The organism is Thermosporothrix hazakensis (assembly GCF_003253565.1).
Taxonomy (GTDB): Bacteria; Chloroflexota; Ktedonobacteria; order Ktedonobacterales; family Ktedonobacteraceae; genus Thermosporothrix; species Thermosporothrix hazakensis.
Genome location: NZ_QKUF01000009.1, coordinates 26047 through 51457, shown reverse-complemented (window position 1 = coordinate 51457; position 25411 = coordinate 26047). Strand labels below are relative to the sequence as shown.

General features: G+C 54.3%; 24 protein-coding genes and 1 riboswitch. Of the genes, 14 read left to right on the top strand and 10 right to left on the bottom strand.

Annotated elements, in window-relative coordinates; translation table 11 throughout:
- Positions 1-83: 83 nt before the first annotated feature.
- Positions 84-251, top strand: a complete 168-nt coding sequence (locus EI42_RS32520) for a hypothetical protein (RefSeq protein ID WP_170142625.1) — start codon at positions 84-86, stop codon at positions 249-251.
- A 66-nt stretch (positions 252-317) separates the two neighbouring features.
- Here the strand turns inward: EI42_RS32520 and EI42_RS34355 are convergent, their stop codons facing one another.
- A complete protein-coding gene (locus EI42_RS34355; RefSeq protein ID WP_282957322.1) occupies positions 318-440 on the bottom strand; it encodes a hypothetical protein in 123 nt (40 codons plus the stop codon).
- Positions 441-718: 278 nt separating this feature from the next.
- Between EI42_RS34355 and EI42_RS14460 the strand changes: the two genes are divergently transcribed.
- A complete protein-coding gene (locus tag EI42_RS14460) occupies positions 719-1444 on the top strand; it encodes an HAD family hydrolase (RefSeq protein WP_111323188.1) in 726 nt (241 codons plus the stop codon).
- A 55-nt stretch (positions 1445-1499) separates the two neighbouring features.
- Here EI42_RS14460 and EI42_RS14455 read toward each other — a convergent pair whose 3' ends face one another.
- Positions 1500-3257 carry a glycoside hydrolase family 35 protein gene (locus tag EI42_RS14455; RefSeq protein WP_111323186.1) on the bottom strand — a complete coding sequence of 586 codons (1758 nt, stop codon included), beginning with the start codon at positions 3255-3257 and terminating at the stop codon, positions 1500-1502.
- Positions 3258-3826: 569 nt separating this feature from the next.
- Here EI42_RS14455 and EI42_RS14450 point away from each other — a divergent pair.
- Both EI42_RS14450 and EI42_RS14445 read left to right on the top strand, forming a co-directional pair.
- Positions 3827-4357 carry a hypothetical protein gene (locus EI42_RS14450; protein ID WP_111323184.1) on the top strand — a complete coding sequence of 177 codons (531 nt, stop codon included), beginning with the start codon at positions 3827-3829 and terminating at the stop codon, positions 4355-4357.
- Between the two features lie 17 nt (positions 4358-4374).
- Positions 4375-5508: a hypothetical protein gene (locus EI42_RS14445; RefSeq protein ID WP_111323182.1), complete on the top strand. Its 1134-nt coding sequence runs from the start codon at positions 4375-4377 to the stop codon at positions 5506-5508.
- A 370-nt stretch (positions 5509-5878) separates the two neighbouring features.
- On the opposite strand, the gene EI42_RS14440 is transcribed toward EI42_RS14445, so the two are convergent.
- Complete coding sequence (locus EI42_RS14440; protein WP_170142623.1) at positions 5879-6292, bottom strand: VOC family protein; 414 nt, start codon at positions 6290-6292, stop codon at positions 5879-5881.
- 169 nt (positions 6293-6461) lie between these two features.
- Between EI42_RS14440 and EI42_RS14435 the strand changes: the two genes are divergently transcribed.
- From EI42_RS14435 to thiE, 4 genes are all read left to right on the top strand, one after another.
- The gene (locus EI42_RS14435) at positions 6462-6926 is read left to right on the top strand and encodes a carboxymuconolactone decarboxylase family protein (RefSeq protein WP_111323178.1); all 465 of its coding nucleotides are present in this window, start codon (positions 6462-6464) and stop codon (positions 6924-6926) included.
- Positions 6927-7026: 100 nt separating this feature from the next.
- Positions 7027-7142, top strand: a riboswitch (TPP riboswitch).
- A 75-nt stretch (positions 7143-7217) separates the two neighbouring features.
- Positions 7218-8051, top strand: a complete 834-nt coding sequence (gene thiD / locus EI42_RS14430) for a bifunctional hydroxymethylpyrimidine kinase/phosphomethylpyrimidine kinase (RefSeq protein ID WP_111323176.1) — start codon at positions 7218-7220, stop codon at positions 8049-8051.
- Positions 8052-8057: 6 nt separating this feature from the next.
- Positions 8058-8873, top strand: coding sequence for a hydroxyethylthiazole kinase (thiM, locus tag EI42_RS14425; protein ID WP_111323174.1), 816 nt, complete (start codon positions 8058-8060; stop codon positions 8871-8873).
- A complete protein-coding gene (gene thiE / locus EI42_RS14420; protein WP_111323172.1) occupies positions 8870-9535 on the top strand; it encodes a thiamine phosphate synthase in 666 nt (221 codons plus the stop codon). Before thiM ends, thiE begins: the two co-directional genes overlap by 4 nt.
- Before the next feature lie 357 nt (positions 9536-9892).
- Here the strand turns inward: thiE and EI42_RS14415 are convergent, their stop codons facing one another.
- Positions 9893-11431 carry an outer membrane protein assembly factor BamB family protein gene (locus EI42_RS14415; protein WP_211326173.1) on the bottom strand — a complete coding sequence of 513 codons (1539 nt, stop codon included), beginning with the start codon at positions 11429-11431 and terminating at the stop codon, positions 9893-9895.
- Between the two features lie 203 nt (positions 11432-11634).
- Here EI42_RS14415 and EI42_RS14410 point away from each other — a divergent pair, with 203 nt between their 5' ends.
- The 3 genes from EI42_RS14410 (at position 11635) to EI42_RS14400 (ending at position 15044) form a co-directional block, all read left to right on the top strand.
- Positions 11635-12117, top strand: a complete 483-nt coding sequence (locus EI42_RS14410; RefSeq protein WP_170142621.1) for a globin domain-containing protein — start codon at positions 11635-11637, stop codon at positions 12115-12117.
- Positions 12118-12183: 66 nt separating this feature from the next.
- Positions 12184-13755, top strand: a complete 1572-nt coding sequence (locus tag EI42_RS14405; protein WP_111323166.1) for a family 20 glycosylhydrolase — start codon at positions 12184-12186, stop codon at positions 13753-13755.
- 455 nt (positions 13756-14210) lie between these two features.
- Positions 14211-15044 (top strand): hypothetical protein, encoded by an 834-nt coding sequence (locus EI42_RS14400; RefSeq protein ID WP_111323164.1) that lies wholly within the window; start codon positions 14211-14213, stop codon positions 15042-15044.
- Between the two features lie 38 nt (positions 15045-15082).
- On the opposite strand, the gene EI42_RS14395 is transcribed toward EI42_RS14400, so the two are convergent.
- Both EI42_RS14395 and EI42_RS14390 read right to left on the bottom strand, forming a co-directional pair.
- A complete protein-coding gene (locus EI42_RS14395; protein WP_111323162.1) occupies positions 15083-15496 on the bottom strand; it encodes a VOC family protein in 414 nt (137 codons plus the stop codon).
- Positions 15497-15581: 85 nt separating this feature from the next.
- On the bottom strand, positions 15582-16574 hold the full coding sequence (locus EI42_RS14390; protein WP_111323160.1) for a WD40/YVTN/BNR-like repeat-containing protein: 993 nt from the start codon (positions 16572-16574) through the stop codon (positions 15582-15584).
- Positions 16575-16736: 162 nt separating this feature from the next.
- Between EI42_RS14390 and EI42_RS14385 the strand changes: the two genes are divergently transcribed.
- On the top strand, positions 16737-17150 hold the full coding sequence (locus tag EI42_RS14385; RefSeq protein ID WP_111323158.1) for a hypothetical protein: 414 nt from the start codon (positions 16737-16739) through the stop codon (positions 17148-17150).
- Between the two features lie 48 nt (positions 17151-17198).
- Here the strand turns inward: EI42_RS14385 and EI42_RS14380 are convergent, their stop codons facing one another.
- The 4 genes from EI42_RS14380 to EI42_RS14365 form a co-directional block, all read right to left on the bottom strand.
- Complete coding sequence (locus EI42_RS14380) at positions 17199-18803, bottom strand: FAD-dependent monooxygenase (RefSeq protein ID WP_111323156.1); 1605 nt, start codon at positions 18801-18803, stop codon at positions 17199-17201.
- A 110-nt stretch (positions 18804-18913) separates the two neighbouring features.
- Positions 18914-21409, bottom strand: coding sequence for an FxSxx-COOH system tetratricopeptide repeat protein (gene fxsT / locus EI42_RS14375; RefSeq protein ID WP_111323154.1), 2496 nt, complete (start codon positions 21407-21409; stop codon positions 18914-18916).
- A gap of 249 nt (positions 21410-21658) precedes the next feature.
- A complete protein-coding gene (locus tag EI42_RS14370) occupies positions 21659-21874 on the bottom strand; it encodes a hypothetical protein (protein WP_137686010.1) in 216 nt (71 codons plus the stop codon).
- 145 nt (positions 21875-22019) lie between these two features.
- Positions 22020-22970, bottom strand: coding sequence for a metallophosphoesterase family protein (locus tag EI42_RS14365; protein WP_111323150.1), 951 nt, complete (start codon positions 22968-22970; stop codon positions 22020-22022).
- A 326-nt stretch (positions 22971-23296) separates the two neighbouring features.
- On the opposite strand from EI42_RS14365, the gene EI42_RS14360 reads away from it, so the two are divergent.
- Both EI42_RS14360 and argF read left to right on the top strand, forming a co-directional pair.
- On the top strand, positions 23297-23983 hold the full coding sequence (locus EI42_RS14360; protein WP_111323148.1) for a hypothetical protein: 687 nt from the start codon (positions 23297-23299) through the stop codon (positions 23981-23983).
- 399 nt (positions 23984-24382) lie between these two features.
- A complete protein-coding gene (gene argF / locus EI42_RS14355) occupies positions 24383-25396 on the top strand; it encodes an ornithine carbamoyltransferase (protein WP_246046259.1) in 1014 nt (337 codons plus the stop codon).
- Positions 25397-25411 lie beyond the last annotated feature (15 nt).

Here is a 25411-nt window from a genome sequence, read left to right as displayed (position 1 = left end):
CAAGCATCAAAGCCACTACATAGAAAAGAAGGACAAAAGAAACTCCGGTCAGCATGACTACCGGAGCGAAAGAGGAGTATAACATGAACGTTGAGCAAATTAAATACCAGACTTGCCCTTACGATCAGGAAGAAGCTATTTTACTGGTAGATCCCGAAACAGAGAGCATGCCCGATACCGACGAAGATGGGGACCTGCAATACTATTGCCCGGCAGGACATCATACCTTCTCCCTCGATGAAGATAATTAGCGCCCAAACAGAAGAGCCGCGTCACGCTCCCTCTCTCGAAGGAACGGCGCGGCTCCACTCGCGCGATCAGCGCTGCGCCAGGCTCCATGCATAGCGGCGCTCCCACTCGGGACTATTCAACCCATCCCTGCTATCAACCCCGAAATGATAAGCAATCAGACCAAACAGCGCGAAGACGGCGAATGTCATAAGAAAAGTCAACATCTCTTTCTTTACCCCCTCCCGGATAAAAGTGTCAAAACGACAATTACTCAATCTACTTATAAGAACAGCGAGAAGAGGAGATCTATTCCCGCTTCGTTATTTGGTTCCATAGCAAGCATACATTGAACCAGGTGGTATGACAGGACGGTACTACAAGAAAACACAGCCCCCTTGCCTGCTTCCCAAAGTGATTGTATGATAACAGCAGATCCCCACTTTTTTATGCACTTACTTTCATTTTTTTCATCATTGCAAAGGAGAATATGAGTATTTCTACAGAAAAGCAGGCACATATCACACTACCAACCGGCATGAAAGGCATTCTCTTTGACTTTGACGACACCATGTATGCATGGGAAGAGGTGATCCGTCACTGGGCCACCGCCTTCACCCGCAAGCACAACATCAGCGACGATCACGCCATTGTGGACCATATCGTTGATCTTCTGGTCACGGTTGACTACCACGGCAGCACTCCCAGAATCGAACTCTTTCGCTTCTTGCAGCAGGAATATCCAGCATTTGATACGGCTCTTGAAGACCTTCAGCAGCACTATCAGGAGGAGCTTTTAAGCAGCATGATCGCTCGGCCTGACGCCGGAGCTTACCCGTTGCTACACGCCCTGCACGCGAATCACATTCCCTTCGGTATCATCACCAATGGAGACGCGAGCTGGCAGCGGCGCAAAGTGGAGGCATACGGCATTCATAAGCTGACGCCCCATATCTTTGTCTCGGGCGCATTCGGCGCTCACAAGCCCGCTCCATCGATCTTTCAGGCAGCCGCGAAAGCGCTCGAATTGCCCCCGGAAGAGATCCTGTTTGTAGGAGACCATCCAATCTATGACATCTGGGGAGCACATCGCGTCGGCATGCATACCGCCTGGATTGATCGCTTCTACCCCTGGCCGCGTCACCTGCCACGCTCTATCGCCGAGATCACTGTGCACTCGCTGGCCGAGCTCTGCAAGCTTTTCGAGGTTGAATAAAGCAACGAAAAAAGACCGCCTGCCAGTCTGCGGGAGGCGATCTTTTTTCTGGCAATTATTCCCCTAAGTCGGCCTGGGCCCGGAACTCAACCTCTGGCTGTTTGGTTCCATGCAGCTCAAAGACAATCAGCTCGTTCAGGCCAGGCTTGAGGAATGGACCCGGCACATAGAGCGTCTTCTGTGGGCCACGCTCCCAATAGCGTCCGAGATTGCGGCCATTCAGCCAGCAAACGCCTTTCGTCCAGCCAGGAAGCGCGAGGAAGGTGTCTTTCTGTTCCTGCACCTCAAACGTTGCCCGATAAAAAGTCGGTTCGTTCTGTCCCTCGGATGCCGCCGGAGTGAAATCCAGCCCGTCAAGCTTCTCAAGCGGAAGCGGATAGATCGTCCAGTCATAGAGGAACTGCTGACCGAGCATCACATGTCCTGTAATGCCCTTGCGATCCAGCAAATCGGGCCCATAGTTGACACGGCCCATATTCTCAACCAGAATATCCAGCGTGACCCCTTCCGGGCCGACCGCAAGCGGCAGCGTCTGGGTTTCAGGAGAGCGCTCAAGCACGCCCAGAGAGGTCCCATTCACAAAGACCAGCGCCCGATCATGCAGGCCACGGATCGATAGCACATTCTCGACCAGCGGCCCTGCAAGCTGCGTCCGGTATAGAATAAAGCCATGCTGTTGATCGAAATACTCCATTGGTTCGGGTGTGGCGCTCCATACTGGCCGACTCAAGCGATCAAGCGATGAGAACAGAGACGCTCTCTCGGTCAGCTCGACCGTGCCGAGTGCCTGCTTCGGTGAGGGCTCAATGTCGATGTCTGGCAGCTCGGTATATTTGCCGAGCACCTCACGGAACGCATAATATTTCGGGGTTGGATCGCCAGCCTCATCAAGCGGCGAATCATAGTCATAGCTGGTCACGGTAGGCTGATACTGACCGCTCCAGATGTCCAGATTGGCCCCGCTCATGAAGCCGAAATTCGTGCCACCGTGGAACATATAAATATTGACCGACGCACCCTGCTGAAGGATTTCGTCCAGCGACGCGGCAGCATCCTGCGGTTCGCGCGTGTGATGCGGCTCCCCCCAGTGATCGAACCAGCCATTCCAGTACTCCATACACATCAGTGGCCCCTCGGGCTGATACTGGCGCAGGACCCTGAACGCTTCCTCAGCCCGAGAACCGAAATTGGCCGTTTTGAAGACATCGGGCAGCGTGCCCCCCTGCATCATCCAATCCGAGGGACCGTCCGAGGTAAAGAGCAGCACGTCAACGCCGCGCCTGCGCAGACCCTCCGCCAGATAGGTCAGGTAGCGCTTGTCATTGCCATAGCTTCCGTACTCATTCTCAACCTGCATTGCCAGAATCGGCCCGCCATGCGTGATCTGGAGCGGCGTCACCTGTGGTAACAGCGCATCAAAGAAACGATCTACAGCCTCAAGATAGGGCCGATAATAGCAGCGAAGCCGCATCCCAGGATCTTTAAGCAACCATGCAGGCAGGCCACCAAACTCCCACTCAGCGCAGATATACGGGCCGGGCCGCAACAGCACATACAGCCCTTGCTCGGCAGCTTTTTGAATGAAGCGGGCCAGATCCAACCCCCCGGAGAAATCGAATTCGCCCGGGCGCGGCTCGTGCAGGTTCCAGGCCACATAGGTCTCGACCGTATTTAAGCCCATTGCGCGCAATTTGTGCAGGCGGTCATCCCAGTATTCAGGCGGGACCCGGAAATAATGCAGCGCACCCGAGAGCACCCGAAACGGCTTACCATCGAGTACAAAGTGTTCTTTGTCTGGCGTAAAAGTTCCCATGCTTTCCTTGACTCCCCATCGTAGTGAACAGAATAAAACCACTCGTAAGGCAGGTCAGCGAGCCACGGTGCACATATCATTGTGCCTCATTTGCGATGCTCGCTCATCTTCGCAGTGAGCAGCCAGCCAGAGCGGGAAACCCCGGCGTTGTTTCCATTATAATCTAAAAGAAGGTGGAAAAGACAGGTTCAGCATGCAGAAAAAAGCGAACTGACGCCCCCGGGCAGAGCCGCACACGTTGCCTTACTCCCTCTTTTTTCATATGACTCTTCTTTTACATTTCAGCATTCGTTACACCATAAAGAGTATTTTGAGTTATGCCGAAAGCGTGTATATCATTAAAAATTGTTCATGTTCAAATAGAGCGTAATTTTAATAAGAAATTAATAGCTTCGTATATCGAAATATGATATCCTTCATACGGACAAAAGATCTATCTCGACCTTTTCGTGTCGGGTAATAAAACAAAAAGAAAGATGGCCGAGCAATCGGCAAGTAGGCTGGTTGTAGCAAGGGGGCCGCAAAAAGCCCTCTTGCGTTTAAGTGTAAAAGTGAGTTAAAGGTGCAAAGTGGGTCAAGATAGTATCGATGCAAGCTTAGGGCTTGAGTTCAGTCTGGCACTGTTCGAGCATTACCGCATGAGCGGTTTGCTCAAATCCGAATTGCATCATATACCTGGAGTTCGTGGGCGTTGTATGGGATATCTGCACCTGGTGGATGGGAAGGTGACATCTTGCCATGTAGAAGACCAGCAAGGACAGCGTTTACCCATACCTCTTTCAATTCTCATGAGCGTGGAAAAAAAGCGCGGACCGTTTCCCTGGGTTCTGTATCCGCTCTCGACGCCACGCCTGGGGACACCTCCTCGCCCCGTACAGGACACATCCCCGATTCCGCAGCGTGTAGGACAGCTTGATGTTGATAGGTTGGAGGGATGGACCACCAGGCAAAAAATGATGTTGTCCATCGTCTTTGAGCTCGTTGACGGGCAACGCTCCGTGATGCAGATCAAAGAGGATGCGCCGCTCTCTCCTGATATCGTCGATGACGCGCTTACGATTCTCGTGAATATGCGAGTCATAACTGTTCCTTCTCCATAGTACAGGAGGTTCCTTGAATGAACAAGAATCAGATTCCCCAGGATGCCCCGGGAGTAGACCTGACAAAAGCGCTGCGTGAGATGGTCGCGCAGAGAGAAGATGACACACCCCCTCTTTTCCGTAAGTGGTATAAACTCACGGCCATTCCCGAAGCGCCGCGTAATGCAAGCCTGACGCAGCGCGAGGAATCACGTCAGTCGCGCCTGATAAGCACAGTGTTCCTCTTCCTGATCATTGTGCTGATCTGCTTTATTCCTGCAACCTTTTTGATGCCCAACCATTTTATCCCGATCCTGGCGTTTTCTCTGCTTGGCGTCGCCATCATTTCGCTGATTGTCAACCGACGGGGGAAAGTTCTACTTGCCGGCATTATAGGCACATTTGGATATGAGGCGGTTGTTGCTGGAGTCATTTTCACATCCACGCCGCTGGATACGTCGGGCATCATGTTCTATCTTTATGGCACGCTGGCGGTACTGCTTGCGGCCTCGTTCCTGCCAGCAAAAAATGCTTTCCTTATTGCCTTCATCAATGCTGTGATGATCGCGATCAGCATGGTTTATCAGCCTCATACTGCGGACTTAAATCAGGCGATGCACTCCCAATTCATTCCAATGCTCATTCAGCCGATCGGCACACAATTCATTGTCGCCGGTGTGGCCTATGTCTGGTCGCATAACGTGACACGTGCTCTGGCCCGTGCTGACCGCACCGAAATGATCACCTCCCTGCAACGAACCATCGCCGAGAAGGCTGTTGAGCTGGAGCAGGGCGTGCAATTAATCTTGAAAACGCATATCGAGATCGCGAACGGCAACCTGAACGCCCGTGCTCCACTGAGTCAGGGCCACGAGCTCTGGCAGGTTGCACGCGCCTTGAACACGCTGCTGGTTCGCTATCAGCGTGCCGCTCTGGCAGAAAAAGAGTTCCATCGCGTTGAACAGGCCATTCAAGCCTTGTTACATTTTCTGCAAGATTCGAACAATAGACAGCAAAAGCAAATTCTGCTACCAATGACGCAAACACTGCTCGATAACCTTTTAATTGCATTACAGGGGAAAACTCTGGCTTATTCGCCGCAGCCCTACCCGCATCAGCGACCAACCATCACAGTCAATGCTGAGCCCAATTCACAAAATTCACAGATGTGAGCAGAGCAACAAAGACTACTATCCTTTATTGCATTTCTGTCTCCCTTTTCAGGAGGGTGAGGGGAGTCTGGCCCCTCGCTCTCCTCTCTGGCGCTTCATGCCTGCATAAACGATCAGAAAAGCAGATCGGGCCGGTCTTCAGCGCCCGCTTCTTCCACGCGAGCTGTTGATTGCTTCGTGATCTGAAAGAGAGGGGGCGAGCTTCACCCGCTCCAGCCCATATTGCTCTGAGCAGCCAGAGCGGGCCGACAGCTTTGCATCGTAACATGCGCTCTGCTGTCCAGCAGATACAATATGAGGCTTGAAAGACAAAGGAGACGATAGAGGGAAGGGCTTCAGCCCGCCACCCCGGTACGCTGAAGCAGAGAGGCTAGATCAATTGAGCAGCTTCCTGCATTTTCCGAACCTCGGGATAGAGATCGTAGATGTTCAGGTAGTTCCCATCGGGGTCGCGTACAACAAACGAGCGGCCCGCACCAACATCGGTAATACCGCTCACAAACTCAACGCCCTTTGTCTGCCATTCCTGATAGACAGCGGCTGCATCCTCCACCATAAAGCCGATCAGCACACCTCCACGTTCTGTAGAGGCACCATAGGTTCCCACTTTGATATCTTGCAACATGAGATTGAAGCGGCTGGCCTTTGAATGCAGAAAGACAAATTCCCCGGTTGGCGAAGAGAATTCAGGCACCACCACGAGGCCCAGCAACTCAGTATAAAATGCCCGGACACGCGGCATATCCTGCACCAGCAGCATAACAGATGTAAGACCTGGTTCCATACTGACTCCTCCTTTTCTTTCCCCCATGCTAGCACACTATCGTGCCCGGGACTTCTCGAATCTTGCGCTTTTTCATCATATCCCGGACAAAATATATCCTTGACACATTTTGTCCGAGAATGGTATGATCATACTATCCAGAAAGAACAAAAAGAAAAAGGAGATATCCATGAACGCACGTATTCAAATCACGAAAGTCGCTCCCGCAGCATACCGCGCTGTTTTCCAGTTAGAGAAATATGTCAGAGAGAGTGGCCTTGAGCGCTCGCTGCTTGAACTGGTCAGGTTGCGTGCCTCACAGATCAATGGTTGCGCCTATTGTGTTGATATGCACACCAAAGATGCCCGCGCCGCCGGCGAAACCGAGCAGCGGCTGTACCTGGTCTCCGCCTGGCACGAGGCCACCTGCTTCACCGATCGAGAGCGCGCCGCCCTTGAGTGGACCGAAGCCGTCACGCTGGTCTCCGAAACTCATGTCCCCGACGACGTCTATGAGCGTGTGAAGCAGCATTTTACGGATGAGGAGCTTGTCAACCTCACTGTAGCGATCTCAGCCATCAACGTCTGGAATCGCCTCAATGTCAGTTTTCGCACTCCTGCCGGAGACTATCAGCCCGCACAATCTTCTCATTAGCGGGCTTCACGCGCGGCGTGATATGGCTCGGCTTACCCGAGTGACTTGACGCCGCTATTTCCCTATGTTATAAACAACTGAAGATAGATCGTTCTTTTGCAAAAGAGATTGCGGGAGCTTGGGAAAGCCAGGCTGAGAGGGTGGCCCATTCTCGCCACCGACCGATATAACCTGCTCTGGATAATGCCAGCGAAGGGATTCTTTCGTACAGAACAACAGCAAGACGCTGGCCCTTTGCCAGTGTCTTTTTTTGTTCCCATAGCAGCCCGCACACCGAGAGGAACAAAAACCATGAAACAACCTCGCGCCATGACAATCGCCGGTTCCGACTCAGGAGCCGGGGCAGGCATTCAGGCAGATCTGAAAACATTTGCCGCGCTTGATGTCTATGGGACCTCCGCCATTACAGCCATCACCGTTCAGAACACGCTCGGGGTTCGCGATGTGCTGGAAATGCCCACGACGTTGGTGACAGAACAAATAGACGCTATCATGGAGGATATCGGAACCGACAGCGCCAAAACGGGCATGCTTGCCAGCTCCCCGCTGATCGAGGCCGTTGCAGCCAGCGTGCGCAAGTGGAACCTGCGTCTTGTGATCGATCCGGTAATGCGCGCAAAAGGAGGGGATCCGCTGTTGCAGGATGAAGCGGTATCGACGTTGCGTTCGGTCCTGCTGCCGCTGGCAGAAGTCGTCACCCCCAACCTGCCTGAGGCCGAAACGCTGATCGGCAAGCGCATCACCTCGCTGGAAGAGATGCGTGAAGCAGCGCGCATCATCCACGATCAGGGGCCGCGCCATGTGGTCGTCAAAGGGGGACACGCGCTCGGCGATCCGATTGATATCTACTTTGATGGAAGCCACTTCTCCGAGTTTCGCGCCGAACGCATCGACACGCCACACACTCACGGAACGGGCTGCACTTTCTCGGCAGCAATTGCGGCCTTCCTTGCTCGCGGTTCTTCGGTGTACGACGCCGTCTATGCAGCCAAGCAGTATATCACCGAAGCGTTGCGTCATGCGCCGGGAATCGGTCACGGGCATGGACCGGTCAATCATTTCTGGCTTCACGCCCCGGCCCTTCCCGCCGTACTCTCAACCGCCGTCAGCCAAATCGGGGAATAACAACGTATGCACAAAGATACATTCATTCAACAACTTGTACACCTGCTCCCGCGAATCCGCGCGCAGAAGCCGCTGCTGCACCATATCACCAATCAGGTAGTGATGAACGATACAGCGAACATGACTCTCGCTCTGGGGGCGCTACCAGTCATGGCCCATGCGAGTGAAGAAGTTGAAGAAATGGTCTCGCAGGCCGGGGCGCTGGTCCTGAACATTGGAACGCTCGTTCCCGCCCAGATCGAGGCGATGCTCCGTGCCGGGAAACGCGCCAACGCGCTTGACATCCCCATCATTCTGGATCCTGTGGGAGCCGGGGCGACGCGCCTGCGAACGGAAAGCGCTCTCCGGCTGCTCTCGGAGCTCAAAATTACCGTTCTGCGTGGCAACGCGGCGGAGATCGGCACGCTCATCGGTGTGGAGAGCGAGACCCGGGGCGTTGAATCGATTTCGGTGGCCGTCGAGCGTCCCGTGCTGGTCCAGCAGGCAGCGCGCATGTTTGGCTGTACCGTCGCGATCACAGGCGCGCAGGATGTCATCAGCAATGGCGAACGGCTCGCCACCGTCGGGAACGGCCACCCGCTGCTTGCCTCGATTACGGGAAGCGGCTGCATGGCAACCACCGTGATCGGCGCATTCCTGGCCGTGGAACGAGACGCCTGGCAGGCAGCAATAGCGGGGCTGCTCGTGATGGGGGTCGCAGGCGAGCAGGCTGCAAGCACCGCCGCTGGCCCGGGAACATTCCGCGCTCATCTCTTTGATGCGGTCGCTGCGCTGGAACCAGAGGCACTCTTACAGGCCCAGAAAGTGAGCTTTGCATCATGAATAGAGCAGCACTTGCACATCGGTTGACGCTGCATGTGCTCACCGATCGCGAATGGTCACGAGGACGCGACACGGTGACGGTCGCTCGGGCGGCTCTGGAAGGCGGCGCGACTGTGATACAGTTACGTGACAAACTCGCTTCAACCCGCGAGCTGATCGAACAGGGGCAGGCCTTACGCGAGTTGACCCGCGCCTATAATGCTTTGCTGATTGTCAATGATCGCGTTGATGTCGCTGTCGCCGTCGATGCTGACGGGGCGCATGTCGGGCAGGACGATATGCCCGCGCCGCTCGCCAGGCAGATTCTGGGCCCTCAGCGCATTCTGGGAGTATCGGCCGGCACTCTGGATGAGGCGCTTGGTGCGATCAAAGATGGGGCCGATTACCTGGGAGTGGGGCCGATCTTTGCGACACGCGGTAAGCTGGATGCCGGTCCAGCGATCGGTGCGAAGCTGATTTCGACGCTCGCGGCCCGCTTCCCGACACCACTTGTCGCCATCGGCGGATTGACCGCAACCAATGCGCCCGAGATCATCCGTGCCGGGGCCGCTGGAATCGCCGTTATCACTGCTGTAGTCGCCGCCGATGATATTACCGCGGCCACCAGAGAGCTGCTGACCACGATCCAGGCAGCAAAGCAGTCGCCGCAGGCTCACCCATGAGCTTGCGACGACCCGAAACGCGTCAGATGAGGAGGCAAAAGATCAAATCATCAAAGTGCTTTGTCCATAACGTGGCTCCATTCTCGGGCTTCAGGGCTCCTGGCGTTCTCGGGCCCACTTTCCAGCGGCCTCAATCCCTGTCAACTATCGTGTACAATCAGATACTTGAAAATCGGGAGAGGTCATCAGAAGAGAGCATGATACAGAGAATTTGGATATAGAACGTTTTACTGAGAGACAAGCTCTTTTTCCCGGGCCTGCCTCATAAAATGGAGAAGCTATAGGGGAAGAAAAAAGAGCCGCCGCAGGCTCACATATGAGCTTACGACGGCAATTATACCGATAATACATAAAAACTTATCCGATGGCCCAGGTATACAGACTCTTCTCAAGCGTGATCTTCCACTGCGCGGCCCCAGTTTCAGTGTTCAGACGACCAAGCGTCACACCGGTTTTTCCAGCAGGCGCCAGGTTGCCCTGGGCGTCCGCTTCGCCGAAGAGCAGAACGCCTTCCTGCTCACCCAGACCTGTATATTTCCGGTTGTTTGTCCCGGTAATTGCCAGCGAGGGCACCGTCCACTTCTTCTGGCCATCAGCCGCTTGAAAGCCAATCACCGAATCTCCATCCGAGTACACAATGACCGAGCCATCTGTATACCCTGACTCGTTCACTTCGTCTTTTTTATAGATGCCCGAAGCAACCTTCCAGAGCTGGTGTCCGTCTTCCAGGCTCCACGCATACAGCGTTCCTTCTGCAAACTGATACAGGGCGTCAGCATCCTGAGAGCGCAAGACAAACCGCCTGGCAGAATCTTGCAATGGAAAACTCCATTGAAGCTGGCCCTCACGATTGTGGCTATGCACCTCATATTTCCGGTCGATCTCGCTTATCACATAGAAGCGATCTTTCGAGACCGTCAGGAGATCGGTTGATCCCTTGCTCGGTAGCTTCCACGCTATCTTTGCTGCCTCCACATCAAACCCGAGAAGTTCTTCATCTTTTTCAGTATAGGTACTCTTTTTGAGAATAAGTGTATGACCAAGCGCTCCTTCAATACTCCACTCGCCAGCCTCCCCCAGCGCATAGCTTTTCATTGCACCATCCTTCGTCCCAACAACCACCAATTTGTTCTCAAAGACCACACAGAGAAATTCCCCGAGAGGCTTCATACGTCCGACCTCGCCCGGAAGCTCCTTTTTCCAGAGCAACACCCCACTATCAGCAGCGTAGGCCGCCAGCGTCTGGCCCTGCCGTACGAAGACAGCCCCATCCGTAACCGCCAGATCATGGCTCTCACTCTGTGCCAGCTTCAGGCTCCATTTTGGCTGTCCAGAACGCAGGTCATAGGTGCTAAGCTGACTTCCAAGCAGGTATACGGTTCCATCCTGGACCAGCAGCCGGGTAGACTCGTTCAGCCCGGGAAGCGCCTGCTTCCATTTCAACTCTCCGCTGTCGGAATCCAGATTATAGAGGCCATCGCCGGCCAGCAGCACAATCCGTTTCGCACCAAACAAGCGGTCGGTGAGTTCCACCAGACTAAGAGGATTCCCCGGCAAAAATTGCGTGATAATCCCGAAAAGTAGTAAAAAGATCAGCACCACCAACAGGAAGCGCATCCACGGCCTCAGCAGCAGCGACTGCACCGAAGGGAGAGGCTGCCTGCTCGGCTGGAAGCTCGGCGGCAGAGGGCCATAGGTACCGCTGCGAGCCACCGGAGGCGGCAGCGTGGTTGACTTCACGTGTTGCACTGCTGTCGGTGAAGGCAACTGGCTGCTCTGTGGGTGCACAGCCGTCATCTTCTCGGTTGCCTCGGCCTGCTCCTCCATCTCCGCACGCGTCACGATCAGCGTTACCATTTCCTGTTCAGGTTCATGAAGCAGCCGACCGCAATTCATACAGAACTGCGCATCTGGAGGCTGAGGAGTCTGGCAATGCCTGCATATGTACGATGACATACTACTCCTTTCGTATATGGAGAATATGCCCCCTGTGCAAGGAAACGCAAGCGAATAGGAAGAAATACTACCCTCGACAAACACCAGAAAAAGAGTAGAATAGAGGAGAATTGAAAGAAATGCCAGGAAGAAAGAGGAGCTCCATGCCATCACTACAGAAAAGTTTTCTACGTATCAGCCGTCAGCAAAACGAGTTTGCCGACACTTTCTCCCGCGATTTACTGTCGCAGTATCCGCAACTCACCCCCTTCTTTACCGGCGTCGATATGGAGAAGCACAAAAGAGACCTCATCGCCTTTCTGGGTGAGCTGGCAAGCAGCTTTGATCAGGGCGTCCAACCCGAAAAGCGCTTTCACGACCTCGGCCTTCTGCATGCAGAGCTCCAGATTCCACCTCGCGATTACCCTGCTTTCGGCTCAACCCTGCTGGCAACGCTTGCTCAATTTGATCCGCAATGGTCCGAAGAACTGAAAGAGGCCTGGGCAAGCGCTATACAGGAGTGCGTTCGCCTCATGATCTCCCGCTATCCCTCGGGCTCTCTTCCGCAGGCAGGGCGCGTTTTCATTGGACAGGGAATGCTTGCCCGGAAAAAGGTTGGCAGGAATCCCGGGACTTCAGACTTCTAAAACCTCAAGAAATAAGCTATAATAGCATTTCGAGAAAAGGTTTACTTACAAGGAGTCATTTCTTAAATGAGCATTCTAGACGAGAGCCTCAGTCAGAACAAGGCGCTTTTCGCTGACGAAGCTCCTTCCCGTCCGTTCACGATTCCTGCGTTAAAAGCATGGAACAGCCGACCGGAAGCAACCTACACCTTTAGCGCACAGACCCGCATTATCTCCATCCCGGAACTCAGCCAGGTTGCAGGTGTCCTGGCGCAGGATCTGGAGCGCTTGAGCGGCTATACCCTGGCTATCGTTGAAGCAGCGCCACAAAACGGGGACATCGTGCTTGCCCTGCAAGATATTGACGCCAGCCTCGGTGAAGAGGGCTACCTGTTGAACGTTGCCGAGGTTGTGACGATCAACGCCCGCACAGAGAGCGGCGTTTTCTACGGCACACGGACACTGCTTCAGCTTCTCACGCAGGATTATACGATTCGTGGCGGTGAGGCTCGCGACTGGCCCGATTATCCGCAGCGCGCTTTGATGGTTGATGTCGGGCGCAAGTTCTTCTCGATCGAATGGCTTGAGAACCACATCCGCGAACTGGCGTATTTTAAATATAACGTCTTCCAGTTGCATCTGACTGATACCCACGGCTTCCGCCTGGAAAGCGAGACGCACCCGGAAATTACCTCCCCCGAGCACTACACCAAAGCCCAGATCCGAGAGCTGGTGAAGCTGGCACAGGATTATTATATTACGATTATTCCTGAAATCGATATGCCTGCCCATATGCAGCCCATCCTTGCCAAACACCCCGAGCTTCAGCTTACCGGCCCGCTAGAGAACCGCATTCCCGGCGAGCAAGGGCCAGATGAATTGATCCTGGAACGCCGCCCGGATTACCTCGCCAAAGACCCCGATAAGATGCGCCGTGTTGGTGACATCGACCTGAGCAACCCGGCAGCCTATGAGCTGGCTAAAGAGATCATTGAAGAATATCTCGATCTCTTCCCGGGACCGTACTGGCATGTGGGCGCCGATGAGTATTTATTGTTCGATAATTATGAGAATTATCCTAAATTGCTCGAATATGCCCGCAAAACCTACGGGCCCACTGCCAATGGACGCGACGCCTATCTTGGCTTTGTGAACTGGGCAAACAAGCTCATCAAGTCTCATGGCAAGATCACTCGCGCCTGGAGTGATGGCCTGCATGGCGGTTCCGCAGTTACGATTGACTCCGATATCATCTTTGATCACTGGCGTACGTTTGGCCTGCTGCCTGAAGCAATCGTGGCAGGCGGCTCACAAATCGTCAACAGCAGCTACGATGACCTGTACTATATCCTGACCGAGAACGGTGTGCATCACGCTGACCCTGTGAAGCTCTATGAGCGCTTTGAGCCTCATATGTTCCAGGAAAATCATGTCATCGAGCCGAATCATCACCTTAATCTCGGCGCAAAGCTGCATATCTGGTGTGATGTTCCCGAACTGGTTCCAGAGCAACAAATCACAAAAGATATTCAGGGATCATTACGGGCGCTGGCTCAGAAAAACTGGGGATCTCCCAGGCTGGTCGAGAGCTACGAGGCCTTCCAGCCGATCATGGCACAGGTAGGACACGCTCCCGGCTACACGCTTGACAAAGCATAAGCTCGAAGGAGGGACCGGGAAACCGGCCCTTCTTTTTCCTTTTCTACGCTCCCTCCACTCCAGGTCGCTCCTGTAAAAGAATAACTCCATCATAAGCATGATACCTGTAATATACTCCCCCACCTCAATTCCTCTCCTCCTTTCTTTCGACCGCTTACCCGAACCGCATAGATTCGGAAGTGGGAGAAAAGGTTTACTACTCCTTTCCGGTAAAGCAAGCAGTTCACGGGTTCCATTGCATGTAGCAGATGACTCGATGTCGCTATAATCGAACAGTCCTGACACTGCACTATAGTCCAAAAAGGATGTGTAATTGCGCTTTGCAGGTAGAATCATTTATACTGAAAGCAGTACAGCTCTTCGGTAGCGAAGATCCCGGAAACGATAATCGGAAGAAAATACACAGACGCTACAGAAAAAGCATACCATCTGACTTTTGAGGAAAGGAATCAGCAATGCAAGAGCAGGAGATGCAGTATTTCGAGGAAAATGGCAGAGAAAAACAGCATGAAGAGCGTGAACCGATGCCTCAAGCCTCCTCTCCCAGTGAAAAGATTGACGAACAGCGCTCCACATCATCGGTCTGGCGTATCATCATAGGCGCAGGTTCGGTAATCTCATGGCTGATCTTTCTTGTCACCTGGGAGCTTTATCAGTACGTCGCGCCGATCTCGCCAAGCCCGGGTACAGGAACAAGCCTGTTCTGTACTTCGATTATGCTCGGTCTCTTCAGCCTGTTTGTAGGGCTGGCCAACGCGCCATTCTATCCCGAACTATGCAGCAAATATCTGCGCTTGAGGAATAGTTTCAACACCCGGATGAGCATCCTGTTTCTCTCGGTTGCTTCGTGGGTCTTTTTCGCCTTCAACGTCATAGTAATGTATGGCATCATCAATGTTATTCCTTACGAGGCGGGACAGCCCAAATCCCTGCTTAAAGGCCTGATTATTCTGTCGCTGCTGCTTTTCTCCGGCCTCGTCCTGCTGAGCAACTTTCTTGCCCATCTTACCGCCCCCACAGAACAGCGATCGATCAAGCGACACACTTTGATCTTTTTCTCATGTATTACATGGAGTACCTTCCTCTTCTTTTTGTTCGTGTTATGGTTCTTCAGCGGCCTTGATGCACTGATTCTGGGAATGCTGGCTATACTATTCCTGTCCATTATCGCCTTTCTGATCTCAGGGAACACCTTCTACAGTCGTGCCGAAAAGGCGCACAGAAAGTATCCCATTCAGCACGATGCTGGTGGTTACGCGAAAGCCCATATTTCAGGCAAACTGCCATAAAAAAGAGAGCCCGCCAGAGCGGCGGGTTCTCAGCTTGCTCACCAGCGGGCGTTAGCCGCTGCATGAGGAGATGATGGATCAATCTGCATCAACTCAATCGGATTGCCATCGGGATCCTTAAGCCAGTATTGCCAGTTGTTGTCCAGCCCGCGCTGTGGCTCACCGGCAATGGGTACACCCCGCTTCTCAAGCTCTTTGAGCGTTGCCTGCATATCATCAACGACAAGGCACAGATGCTGAAAGCTTCCTTCTGGTAGATGTTGTGCCTCTTCTCCCGGGAAAAGCTCCAGGAACTGGTTATGCGCGACCTGTAAATAGACAATCCAGGGCGAAGGCTGTCCCTCGCGATCGAGCCGGAAGACCTCTTTCAGACCCAATTTAGCACAATAAAAGTCCAGGGAACGCTCAAGGTTGGTAATGCGTAATGCCAGATGGCCGATTCCACGAATCATAGAGTTCTCCTCTCGTCCTCAGAGATGGGCCGCTGTGGCCCTCTCCTCTATGATAAAACGCATCACCGCCCTCTTACCAGTCCGATTATGGAGCAAGCACCAGCGCATTGGGCCGCTTGAGTTCCAGCCCCGCTGGCCACTGGACCGGAACCTGTGCCCACGTCTGCCCGCTATCTTCGGAGCGGAACAACCCTCGATTGCTGATTGTATAAAACACGCTCGGCTCAAGGGCCGCCACAGGCGAGATCAGCGTTCCCTTTGGTTGTGGCAAGCCTTCTGCCTGCTGCCAGACCCCATCACCCACTCGACGGAATAACGTCGCTTCAGCAGCCGCCTCGGTGTGGGCATGCATCGGGGATGGAGCTGCCGAAACGACCAGAATCGACGGGTCTCCGGGGTCAACAGCCGCCCCCCAGAGGTAGTGATAGGGGATGCCCTGCGTCGAAGCAGTCCAGCGGTCGCCGCCATCCTCACTCAAAAAGAAGCCATCGCCCGCCGCTGAATAGAGCGTCAACGGGGCCTGTGGATGCATCACCAGCGTGTGCGTGTCATAGGGTCCACCCGGCTTCCGATCTTCCCAGGTCAGGCCGCCGTCCAGGCTACGCACCAGCGCCCCCGCCTCAATCGCGACATAGACACGCTCGGGTGCCTGCGGATCAAAGGTGATCCAGCGCACATGATTTGTCTCAGGGCGCGGCGGAAAGCTCCACGTCGGAGCCGAGGGAAGCGCCCGCAATGCCGCGAGATCCTGCCACGTCCGCCCACCATCTTCGGAGCGATACAGCGAACCGGGCTCCGTTCCGGCATAGACAACGCCTCGTTCGTTAACAGCGACCGCCGTCACCGCCAGATGTGGGATTCCCGCGCCAACAGGCTCCCAGGATCGCCCTGCATCGGCGCTATACCAGAGTCCCTGATCAAAGGTACCACAATAGACGCGCTCGGGCCTGCTCGGATCGATCGCGACACAGACCGGCCGAGTTCCAACCAGTTGCAACTCGACAGATCGCCCCTCACGAAGAACAGCAAGTGCGTTAGAAGCAGCAATATATGCATTACTGAAATTTTGCTTTGACATCACGCTTTTCCTTTACTGACTCAGAAGATACAGCGGCGACAAAGAGAAGTCAGCAGCCTGACCCCATTCTTATCAACGAAATGACCCGTCAAAACGTGTCAATACTGCAACGTGTCTCTATGACGAACGTCTTCAAACAAACAGAAGAGAAGGGATCACCGTATGACAGAAGGAATCCTGTGTGCCGGGTCCAACCCGGGAAGCTTTGCGATCAGTGGGGCAAAAAACCAGGAGCTCGAACGAGGACAACAGATTGAAATCTATCTGGGAGGGCGCTGGATCGCTGGAACCGTCGCCTACAGCAGCGGGCTCACAGATCCAGAACTGCCCGATACCGGTCATCCCATCACGCGCAATATCGGCACGTACCCCATCAGCCTCGATCTGACAGATGACGTGGTGACGGAGGCTTCGGAAGAGTCCTTCCCGGCAAGCGATGCCCCGGGCTGGAGCGGCTCTAATGTCGCGACATCTGCCAAAAAGCAGACGGCAAGCGTGGTAAACGGCTATTACTTCGTCGCCGAGGATCACAGCGTGTGCGGGCTCTGTATCGGTATGAAGGTCCGCATCAGCTAGCCAGAAAGGCGGGCAGGCGCTGCATGTGCATAGCGCCTGCCTTTGCCTTTAGCGAGCAAGGATCCTGGTCACGATCTGTGCCAGCGTGTTTTCTGGCTCCTCTCCTGCTGTGGCTGAGCGCCAGGCAATAAAGCCGTCTGGACGCACCAGGACCGCCCCATCAGGCGTGATACCATAGGTCTTAAAGAAGTCTCCCGTAAGATCATGAAGATCCGCACCGAGCAGGTAGCAATCAAGATCGAGCTCAAAGCGCCGGGCCGCCGTGCCAGCCGCTTCACACCAGGTCCGCGAGCCAGTCAACAGAACGAAGTCCCCGCCGAAAAGATCAAGCGTTGAAATGCGCTGTCCATCCCGTTCCAGAGCCACATGAGGCGCACGTGTGCCGGGGACCGATGACGGCTGACGCAGATTCGCCTCATAGCGCAGTCCCTCGCTGCCGGGCTCCTCGATGATCGCCGCCGAATGATATTGATAGCCCAGCATCAGGGTGTAGAAATCAATCGGCTGGATATGTCTGGCCTGCTCGGCAACATGCGGTGACATACGGACAGCATAGCCCGCAAACGCCTGCTCGCCAACCAGCTCAGCAACGGGTCGGCGCTCTGCCTCATAGGTCGTGAGCAGTGCCGGCGAAGCCACCCCCTTCAACACAAGCGCCAGCTTCCAGGCCAGGTTATGTGCATCCTGAATACCCGTGTTCGCGCCAAAGCCCCCCACAGGCGGCACGACATGGGCTGCATCGCCTGCCAGGAAAATGCGCCCCTGCTGATAGCGCTCTGCGAGATTGGAGGCAAGCACCCAGTGTAACACGGCTTTCAGATGGACATCCAGATCAGGAATGCCGATTGCAGCACGAAGCGCCTCAATGCAGCGCTGTTGATCGTAGCTCTCCACTGTCTCGCCCGGAGGGACCGTGATAGCGAAAAGCGCTTCCCGGGCCGTCTCATCCATGATGCCAAGCACGCCCTGCACCCGGGGATTATCGACATAGCACACCGCAAAGTGACGCCCACGCAGTGCCTCTTTCAGATCTGCCTCAAAGAAGATCGACACATGGTCTGAGAGCTTGCCATACCCGTCAAAGGGGATACCAAGAGCGTTCCTCATTGGGCTTTTATAGCCATCTGCCGCGATCAAGTAGGAAGTACGGACAGTGTGTATCGCGCCCGTTTCACGGTTCTTAAGCGTTACCGTCACACCCGCAGCGTCCTGCTCAAATGCGACCAGCTCCGTGCGGAAACGGACCTCAGCCCCAAGCTCGCGAGCCCGCTCCAACAGCAGTGGCTCAAGCAGCGCCTGCGAGATGAAGCTGCCACGAACCGGCGTGATCTCGTCATCTATCTCATTGATGTTATGCGTGTACCAGTTGATTTCCTTGCCTGCCAGCGTCTCGACACGCAGTGTACCGCTGGCCTGCATCTGCCGGGGCTCGTTCGCACGAATTGTCGCCTCCATACCAACAGAGCGATAGATCTCCATCGTACGCGCGTTGAACCCGCCGGCACGCGGATGAATAGAGGTTCCCGGGTGCTTCTCAACAACCAGCGACGGGATGCCGCGCCATGCCAAAAACAGCGCTGTTGATAAACCGACCAGGCTTCCCCCGACGACAACCACCGGATATTGCTTTTCTTCCTGCAAATGAGCTTCCATTTCATTAACACCTTTCAACTCTGGTAGAACGATTTCACTACCGAAAGCTTAATAGGCAAAAGGGTGAAACAACATCACCCGGTGCAGGTGAAAACGGAGGGTGATCTTCCTCACTCCTGTAGAAAGAGCTCGCCGGGCTCCTGCAACTGATAGATATCGACCGATGTAAGCTCAAGCCGGGATGCTATCCGCTGCGCCCGTTCGTAGAGCGCCGTCGCCTCCTGCTGCCTTCCCTGTAGGCGATAGAGATAGGCAAAACAGACAGACAGGCGCATCACGTCGGGGTGCTCCGGGCGCAGAGCGTGCTGCTGAATGGCCTGGGCCCGCTCATACAGCGTTTCCGCTTCGCTGTATCTCCCCTGTTGCACCAGGGCCTGCCCCTGCTGAATCAGCAACTCAGCAAGTGCGGGATCTTGCGAACCCAGAGCGCGTTGACGTACTACCTGCGCCCGCTCGTAGAACGCCTCTGCCTCGCTATACCTCTCCTGTTGCACATACAACTGCGCCAGGCCACTGAGCGGACGTGAGAGCTCGGGATGCTCGGGACCATAGTGGCGCTCGTAGACCCGCAGGGCCCGTAACAGCGCTTCTTCGGCCTCCGTATAGCGCCCCTGCCCCTGGTAGCAGCGAGCCAGATTTTTTAACACCCTGCTGATCGCTGGATGGTCAGGGCCAAAAAGTCGTTCACGAAGATGTAATGCATGCTTTAAGAGCATTTCAGCTTTTGAGTATGCTTTCTGCTGAATGCGCACAAGCGCCAGATTGTTGAGCGGCGCCACAAGATCGGTCTCCTGCCGGGCCCGCCCATAAAGCCGAATAGCGCGCCTGTAGAGCCGTTCCGCATCATCATAGCGCCCACGCCGATAATAGTGTAGCGCGAAATTGTTCAGCAGAGCAGGCGACTCAGCCGGGGATGCAGCAAGCGCCCGCCGATAGAACGCCTCCGCCTCGCGCATATGTCCGAGCCCATCAAGCAGAGCAGCAAACACTCCAAGCTCTTCAGCGGGAACAGTATTCTCTTCCTGGAAGGCCGCCAATCCCTGCTGTACCATTTGTGCGGCCTCCGTATAGCGCCCGCGCTGCCAGCGAAGCACCGCCAGAGCCGTATAGGAGATCGCGGTCACCCCGCCTTGTTGAATTTGCAGTGCTCGCTGGACCAGAGCCTCTGCCTGCTCGAAACGCACGCGCCGGGCCAGATAATGAGCGCATTTGAGCAGCAGTGATGCAAATACTGTTTTCTCTGGTAGGTTGGGCAGAGCAGTTAATTGAAAGACATGCGGCACCAGTGTATCACACCAGGACCAGCTTGCTTGTTTTGAGAGTGCCCGCGGAAAGAGCTCCTCAAGTAGCCTCACCGCACAGGCCAGCCACTCAGCCGAGGAACGTGTGCGCACAATTGCCTGGACCAATCGATGTATGCTGAACGTCGACCCGTTGCGCCGAATCAGTGAATAGGCCTCCAGCGTCTCAAGCACGCTCTCGATGCGGCTTGCATCGTCCACAAAGCGACGCAACGAGGTGCGACCATAGGCCGTCCCTTCGCGAAACAGGCGCACAGGAATGGTATCGGGAACCAGCCAGCAACAGCACAGCAAAAAGTCAGCCGCCAGCGGATCACGCTGTTGTAGCTTCTCAAAGGCCAGCTCAAATGTGCTGACAAGCGAGTATGGGTAGCTACTTCCCTCAGATCGATCCTGTAAAAGGGGAATCAGGCGCGTGCGCAGCAAATAGAGATAGGAGCGTAACGAGCAATGGGCCTCGCTGATATAGCCCGCCGCCTGATCGAGCGCCAACGGAAGCCCATCCATCAGCCGGACCAGCGCCTGAATGTCCGCATGAAGCGAGACAGGCAGCGGTTCCTTCAGCCCGAGACGCTGCCGCAGGAAATCAAAGCTCTCCTCTGCCGTCAGCTCTTCAACCTGAACACGCGTTGCAGGAAGCGCAAGCTGCTGATAGCGCGTCGTCAACAGGAGCGTTCCATGATAGTCGGGAGAGAAAAAGCGCTCAACCGTTGTCCTGTCCTCCACATTATCGAGAATCAACAGCCAGCCCGGATGCACCTGCAACCAGTTGAACACTGCATCCAGAATCGCTTCTTGCGCCTGATTTTCCCCCACGTCCAGGAGCTCGGCAACGCTCAACAGGCTTGCCCGCAGGCTCTCCTCCGACTCGGCCTGAAGCCAGAAAAGAGCGGTATATTCGGAAAAAAAGCGATAGGCATACTCAAGCGCGAGCTGTGTCTTGCCAATACCGCCCATGCCACAGAGCAAACAGGCATGCGTGCGCAGGTTCTCGTGAAGCTGCTGCAACAGGGAATCGCGCCCCGTAAAAAAGACATTCCGCTGATAGGGAACAAACCAGTAAGGAGAGAGCGCCGTGAGCCCGGCCTGCAACAGGGAACGAGCCTCCTGCTCGTTTAAATGAAGATGTCGAGCCAGCTCAAGAACCATCCCCTTTGTTTCAGGAAGATACTCACCACGCTCCCAGGCCCCGATAGTATTCCGATGTACACCAAGCTCAGCCGCGAGCTGGCGCTGTGTCAAGCCGCTCCGTTGTCGATACGCTTTCAAACGATTGCCAAAAAAGTCAAACAGGCTGGCGTTCATACCGCTTCTTTCTCTTCAGAACTGATTTTATATGATTTTCCCTCTCTACACGAGAATAACAAAATGAGTCGCTTTTACATTGCAAAAAGCAGAACAGAAGCACTGGCAAATAACAATAGAGCACAGGAATATGCAAAGCTCTCACCCTAAAAGTGAATAGAGGATAGAAAAAGGCTTCATGCATAGATGCATATGCATGAAGAAAAGAGAGAGAATTGTTGTCAGATTGTCGAGCAAAAAGGGGAGCCCTTATCCTTCCCCTTGCGAATCAGCCTCGATAACAGGTTGCGCCCAGTTCGGCAGCTCGACTTCCGGTAGAAACTGATCTTGAAACTCAGACAGAAAACCAACCAGCTCGTTGGCCTCCTCACCCGAGAGCTTGTACGTACATTTTTCAGGAGTCGTGATCGTCAATTCGCCATTCTGAACACTATATACAAACCCGGCAATACGAATGCTTTTCATCGTTTCCTCCCCAGGGGTTAGCTTCGCCTCCAACATTTCCTTTATTATACTCGATTTATTCGACAGGTCTAGATATATTACGAGCATAATAACCGATTTTACCATTTTCCCTCTCTTTTTTGGTAGACGCCTTCGCTCACCCCCCTCAGCGACAAAGGGGAATCTCCCACTGTCCGAGCCGGCACTTTGTGTTATGGCTTCGCGCGCGCACGATTGCTCTGGTCTCGTAGAGATAGAAACCAAAAGTGACCAGCAGGTCAGGCGTATCCGCGACATAGATCAGATGGTCCCAGTCCGGATTTGGGGTCGGTCCAGTCATCCCGGTATACCAGGGCGACATCAAATTGAGGTGGGTGACCGGATGCTCACCCAGTTGCTCGGTACAGACCAGTTGTGGCGAACCCCAACCCGAATGTGTGTGACCGCTGATATAGAGCGCCGCATTCTGATGCCGGGCCAGCACCGCCCGCACCTCATCAGAATTGCTGACAAAGAAATAGGGATCAAGCGAGTCGTCATCAAGGTTCTTTTCGGGGTCGCGATCCAGCACCGTATTGTGCAGCGGGCAATGAGCAAAGATGATCGCCTTGCGCTCGGCATGCTCGCTCAGGGTGGTATCGAGGAAGTCAAGCGCCTCCTGTGAAAAGATTACATCCGTGCTCTCCGTGACCGGCTGATCCAGCATAAGAAAGGCAAAGTCACCAGCCGTCCAGGCATAGCGAATCGGGAAGCCCCACGCCTCGGTGAATGCCTCGGGCTTGCGCGGCTCTGACTCCCAGGTTTCAAGGAAATATTCGTGATTGCCCAGGCCAGGATAGAAGGGAATATGTTTCAAATGCGCGGCAATATCGCGCTTCGCCAGCTCAAAATTGATCGGTGCCCCCCGATCCGCGATATCACCCGGCGAGACACAGAACGCAGGTTCGCCTTCCGCCTGCCAGATCTCGTGAAGGTCCTCATACATCTGCTGCATGCGTGGCCGATGCAACGGCTGCCAGCTATCGGTAGCGCGATAATGGAGATCTCCCAGGCCCCAGAAATGAAGTAGCGGCTTCTCTGGCTTCCCCTGATCTGCTTCAAGGTGCAGCTCTTTCATAGAACGTTGCTCTTCCTTCCCTCACTTTTTCTCGATAGTAAACGATTACTAAATTATACTTATTGTAGCATAGATACGTATAAATAGGAAGCTATCACCAGGCAATGCCGCCTTTTCCAGCTCTGCTGAGCTACAATTATAGTGCAGCTCAGCAAAAAGATTCGACAAAAAGCTGAATCCTATTCTTTCGCTTTGTACACAAGAAATCAGCCAGTGCTTCTGGTATTTTCTTCTCAGTCTCTACCACAACAAAATGCGATTATGCTACACTACATAGCAGCGTATCAATTCGTCACTCAGTTTTGAGAAGAAGAGGTTGGAAGAGCATGCTGCATAGCCAGAAAAACAAGAAACCGCCGATCAGCAAACGGACCGTGATCTATCCCGGCTGGTCATTTGAGCCAGATACATTCCCGGCGCGGACGCAGTATGAGCAGGCGCGGTCAGAAAACACCTATGTCTTTGTGCTGGCCGAATATCTCGATTTCCCGGCGATCAACCTCCCTCAATATCGGCTGGAAAGCACACGCGAGGCCTATCATAGCTTCTTCAGCCAGTTCACACCAGCCGAGCAGGCCGAAGAATTTCTGATGGTGCGCAAGTTTTTCCTGCTGGCACTGCATAATCTTGCGCTGAACTACTCGTTCTCGCAGGATCAAACCTACCTGATGGAGCTAGGCGCACACCTTGCGTTTCCCGGGATCAACAACCCGCTCTTCCATCTCAAGCCAGAGGAGCAGGCATGGCGGGCCTTTTTTATCGAGCGTTCGGGCAGTGCATCGCCGCTGTATCCGGCTCTGCGCGCCATGTTTATCACCCATATACATACGCTGGCAATGCTCCAGTTGACCGAGGACATCGCCATTCAGTTTCAGGAATACAGCGCGACCCTGCAACAGACCGCGCTGACCTATAGCGAAACCATCGAACGCCTTGAGCTGCGCACACAGGAGCTTGAAATTGCGCTCGCCACCCTGCAACCAGATCATCCGTTGTTGCCGCCCGAAGAATAAGGCGTAAGAGAAACAAGAAGACGCGTGGCTTTTTTTGCCAGTATTTCGCACTCCTGAGAAAATATGACCTGTATATGGTTGATTTTATTCGCCATTCATGGTACAAACTAGGCAACAATGATGTGACACCGAGTCATTATTCCTGAGTACTTCACTGTGGCTGCCACATCTTTCACCATGCTATCAACCCGTTCGCCTCTCTTCATAAGGGGAAAGCCGGTTGATAGTTTCGCATTTTCAGAAACAGGCTTCAGGAACCGACTCAGCACAAAGCGAATAACCTCTCCGAAACAACGATGTATCGGGTGGCCGCTTCACGCTCTTCAGAGATGCAGCCACAGCCAGCCAGAACGGCTGAATAAGCGCCTACATTGTTTTAAGGAAGGAAGGGTAGAAAGCATGCTGACGACAGGCATGAACCTGCATGGCAGACATCTGCTGAAACTCGATGATTACGCACCCCGAGAAATTGCCTATCTGCTCCAACTGGCAAGCGAGCTGAAAGCGGCAAAATATGCCCGTAATGAAGTACAGTACCTCAAGGGCAAGAATATCGCTCTTATTTTTGAAAAAGACTCTACCCGTACTCGTGTCGCATTTGAAGTTGCTGCCGCCGACCAGGGAGCGCATGTCACCTACCTGGGACCAAACGGAAGCCACATCGGCACAAAAGAAAGCATGAAAGATACAGCCCGTGTGCTCGGTCGCATGTTTGATGCCATCGAATATCGTGGCCACTCACAGAAAAGCGTCGAGGAACTGGCCCAATATGCTGGCGTGCCCGTCTGGAACGGCCTGACTAACGAATCCCACCCCACCCAGATCCTCGCCGACCTGCTCACCATGCAGGAACATTCATCGAAGCCGCTGAACGAGATCGCCTTTAGCTTCCTGGGATGTGTCGGCTTTAACATGGGTTGCTCGCTCTTAATCGGAGGCGCAAAGATGGGAATGGATATCCGTCTTGCAGGTCCCCGTGCGACCTGGCCCGAGGAAAGCATGCTCGCTCGTGCGCAGGCAATCGCCCGCGAGACCGGGGCGCGAATCCTGCTGACCGAAGATCCCGCCGAGGCTGTTGAGGGCTGCGATTATATCCACACCGATGTCTGGGTATCGATGGGTGAGGCTCCCGAGCTGTGGGCCGAGCGCGTCAAGCAGATGCTCCCCTATCAGGTGAATAGCCAGATGATGGCCCTTGCCAAAAATCCCAATGTGAAGTTCATGCATTGTCTACCTGCCCTGCACAACACCGAAACCAAGCTCGGGCAGGAGGTGTACGCACAATATGGCATCGAGGCAATGGAGGTCACGGACGAGGTCTTCGAGTCCGAGGCGTCGATTGTCTTTGATCAGGCAGAAAACCGCCTGCATACCATTAAAGCGGTCATGGTAGCAACCCTGGGAGAACTCTAACTCATTTTCAGCATT